This window comes from Rhodovibrio sodomensis (genome assembly GCF_016583645.1).
In the GTDB taxonomy this organism is placed as follows: Bacteria; Pseudomonadota; Alphaproteobacteria; order Kiloniellales; family Rhodovibrionaceae; genus Rhodovibrio; species Rhodovibrio sodomensis.
The window spans coordinates 1-2,921 of record NZ_NRRL01000219.1; the positions used below are offsets into that span (position 1 = coordinate 1).

At 71.1% G+C, this 2,921-nt stretch carries 2 protein-coding genes; both read left to right on the forward strand.

All coding sequences use genetic code 11. From position 1 onward, the window contains the following. The first annotated feature begins 687 nt into the window (after nucleotides 1-687). A complete protein-coding gene (locus tag CKO28_RS27145) occupies nucleotides 688-1,338 on the forward strand; it encodes a lysozyme family protein (RefSeq protein ID WP_200344568.1) in 651 nt (216 codons plus the stop codon). A 243-nt stretch (nucleotides 1,339-1,581) separates the two neighbouring features. Further along, complete coding sequence (locus CKO28_RS27150) at nucleotides 1,582-2,772, forward strand: aminotransferase class V-fold PLP-dependent enzyme (protein WP_200344570.1); 1,191 nt, start codon at nucleotides 1,582-1,584, stop codon at nucleotides 2,770-2,772. Nucleotides 2,773-2,921: the final 149 nt, after the last annotated feature.

Consider the following 2,921-nt stretch of genomic DNA (forward strand, 5'->3'; position numbering starts at 1 on the left):
CTATGGCCTCGGCTGACTTCTCCCGGTCCATCGGAAACCGTCGCCGGTCTCCTGCCCCGGCTCGCCCGGGGAAACCGAGAGACCTCCCAGGGTAAGACACTGATCCTTCATGCGGTCGCCGCCGGATCTACCCGCGCGCGCTCCGGGTGGCTATCGGGCGTCCCCGTATTTCGCCGGGTTACCCGCACGCGCTGGCCTCGTATCCGGTTCCTGTGCGTCGGCCCCGCACTTTGCCTCCGGCTTCCTCCCCACGCCGCCTCGCGGCGACGCAGTTGCCTTCGGCTATCGCTTCCCGCCACCAGGGCCACGAAGAGGACTTTCACCTCCAAGATCAGTGCCGTGCCTGGCACACGAAAAAAGGGCCGTGCGGAAGTCCGCACGGCCCAAGTCTGGGGAGGTAAACGCTCATGAAGGGCGTTACGGCCCGATGACCCACATGGCCATCGTGCCGCACTGCACAATCTGGGGTGCCGGATGCTGCGATGCAAACAAAAAATGTCGGGCTGCGGCAAAAGCGCCCAATTCTGGGGATCGTTGGTGTAAAAACTTGGTCCGCCCAACCGCTCGCGGGGCATTCGCGCTGTGCGTTGCAGCATTAACCCCATCGCCGTTAGGGGCGAACCGGCGGGCTGGCACGGGTCCTGCATGCCCGGTGCGCCAGCCGATCCCGAGCCCGGAGCGCCCGTGATGTCCCGCCGCTGCCCCGCCGTGACCCGCCTTGCCGCCGCCGGCCTGCTCGTCGCGTCGCTGCTGGCCGTGCTTGCAGCCGCCCCGGCCCGCGCCGACTCGGCGCCCGGCGGCGATGCCTGGGCGGTCTGCGCGGCGGCGACCGATGCCGCGGAGGCAATCCGCCCGGACCTGCCCGCCCACCTGCTGGGCGCGCTGGCCAAAGTCGAATCGGGGCGCTGGCACGCCGGCAGCAAGGCAAGACTTGCCTGGCCCTGGACCGTGATGGCCGAGGGCCGGGGGCGATATCTGCCGAGCCGGGCCGCCGCGGTCGCCGAGGTCCGCGAGCTCCAGGCGCGCGGCGTCACCAACATCGACGTCGGCTGCATGCAGGTGAACCTGCACTGGCACGGCCAGGCCTTCGACAGCCTGCAGCAGGCGTTCGACCCGGCCTACAACGTCGCCTACGCCGCCGCCTTCCTGCTCGACCTGCGGGCCAGCGAGAACTCCTGGACCAAGGCGATCGGCGTCTACCACTCGCGCACGCCGAAGTTCTCCGGTCCCTACCGCAGCAAGGTGTTCCGCCACTGGCGGGCGGAAAAGCAGGCCGCCGTCGCCGCCCGGATCGCGGAGCGCGACGACGCCGCCGCGGCTGTTCCGTCGGACGGTTAAGTCCCGCCGAGCCTCACGGTTTCGCCGGCCCTCCAGCACGACCGCCTCCCCTGGACGTCGCGCAGACCCCGCGATCACGCCGGCGCCGAGCGCCCGCCCCTGGGCCCAAAACCGGCGCGCACGCGCTCTTGAGCCCCGGCAACCGGGCCGCTTACGATATCGCTTGGGCGCTGCGAAAAAAGCAAGACGCGGACCGGCCGCACCGGCCGGACGCGCTGCATCCGCCGGGGAGGCGAGCCCGCCATGGAGATCGACGTTCCGCGCGCCCGCGCCGAGACCGAGGGCGTGGGCCACGGCATCCACCTGAACGCCGCCGGGTCCGCGCTGATGCCGCGCTGCGTGGTCGACGCGCAGGTCCGGCACATCCACGACGAGGCCGCCCACGGCGGCTACGAGGCCTGCCAGCATGCCCAGGGCCAGATCGCGCGCACCTACGCGGCGCTCGGCGAGCTGCTGAACTGCCGGCCCGAGCAGATCGCGCTCACCGACAGCGCGACCACCAGCTGGCAGCGGATCGTCCGCGCGCTGCCCTGGCAGGCCGGCGACCGAGTGCTGACCGGCGAGGCGGAGTACGCCTCGAACTACATCACCCTTCTGCAGCTGGCCCGGCACCTGGGCGTCGAGATCGCGGTCGTTCCGAGCGACGCGGACGGCCAGATCGACGTCGACCGCCTGGCGGACACGATCGACGCCCGCACGCGCCTGGTCGCCCTGACGCACGTTCCGACCAACGGCGGCCTGGTCAATCCCGCCGCCGACGTCGGCGCGGTCACGCGGGCCAAGGGGGTGGCGTTCCTGCTCGACGCCTGCCAGTCGGCCGGGCAGATCGACCTCGACGTGCGGCGGATCGGCTGCGACTTCCTGTCCGCGACCGGGCGCAAGTATCTGCGCGGGCCGCGCGGTACCGGCTTCCTGTACGTCCACCCGGACTGGAGCGACCGGCTGGAGCCGGCCTCGCTCGACATGCGCTCGGCGCGCTGGACGGCCGCCGACGCCTACACGCCCCAGCCGGGCGCGCGGAAGTTCGAAACCTTCGAGTTCAACTACGCCGGCGTGATCGGACTCGGCACGGCGGTCGACTACGCGCTGTCCTGGGGCCTGCCGGCGATCGAGGCGCGGATCGGCTGGCTCGCCAGCACGCTGCGCCGCAGGCTGGACCGGATTCCGGGGGTGACGATCCGCGATCTGGGGCGGGACACCTGCGGCATCTGCAGCTTCACGCTGGACGGCTGGTCGGCCGAGGCGGTCAAGGCGGCGCTGGCCGAGCAGCACATCCGGGTGACGGTCAGCGAGCGCGCCGCAACCCGCCTGGACATGGACCGGCGAAGGCTGGACGCGGTCGTGCGCGCCAGCGTGCACTACTACACCACCGAGGAGGAACTGGACCGCCTGTGCGACGCGGTCGCCGAACTGGCGCCGGCGTCGGCGGCGTGACGGCGCCCAGCTAGAGCAAGAATGAACGAACCCGCTATCGCGGGGGTTAGCGGATAACAGGTGCGGGCGGGTCTCCTGCCTGAGACGATGGGGTTGCCGACCACCAACTCTCAGGACAGGAGTTTCCCAGATGGCCGACATCAGCCCTC

Bases quoted from the DNA above. Each gene is read 5' to 3' on its own strand.
- CKO28_RS27150 (WP_200344570.1), top strand. From the start codon at position 1,582: ATGGAGATCGACGTTCCGCGCGCCCGCGCCGAGACCGAGGGCGTGGGC.
- CKO28_RS27145 (WP_200344568.1), top strand. From the start codon at position 688: ATGTCCCGCCGCTGCCCCGCCGTGACCCGCCTTGCCGCCGCCGGCCTG.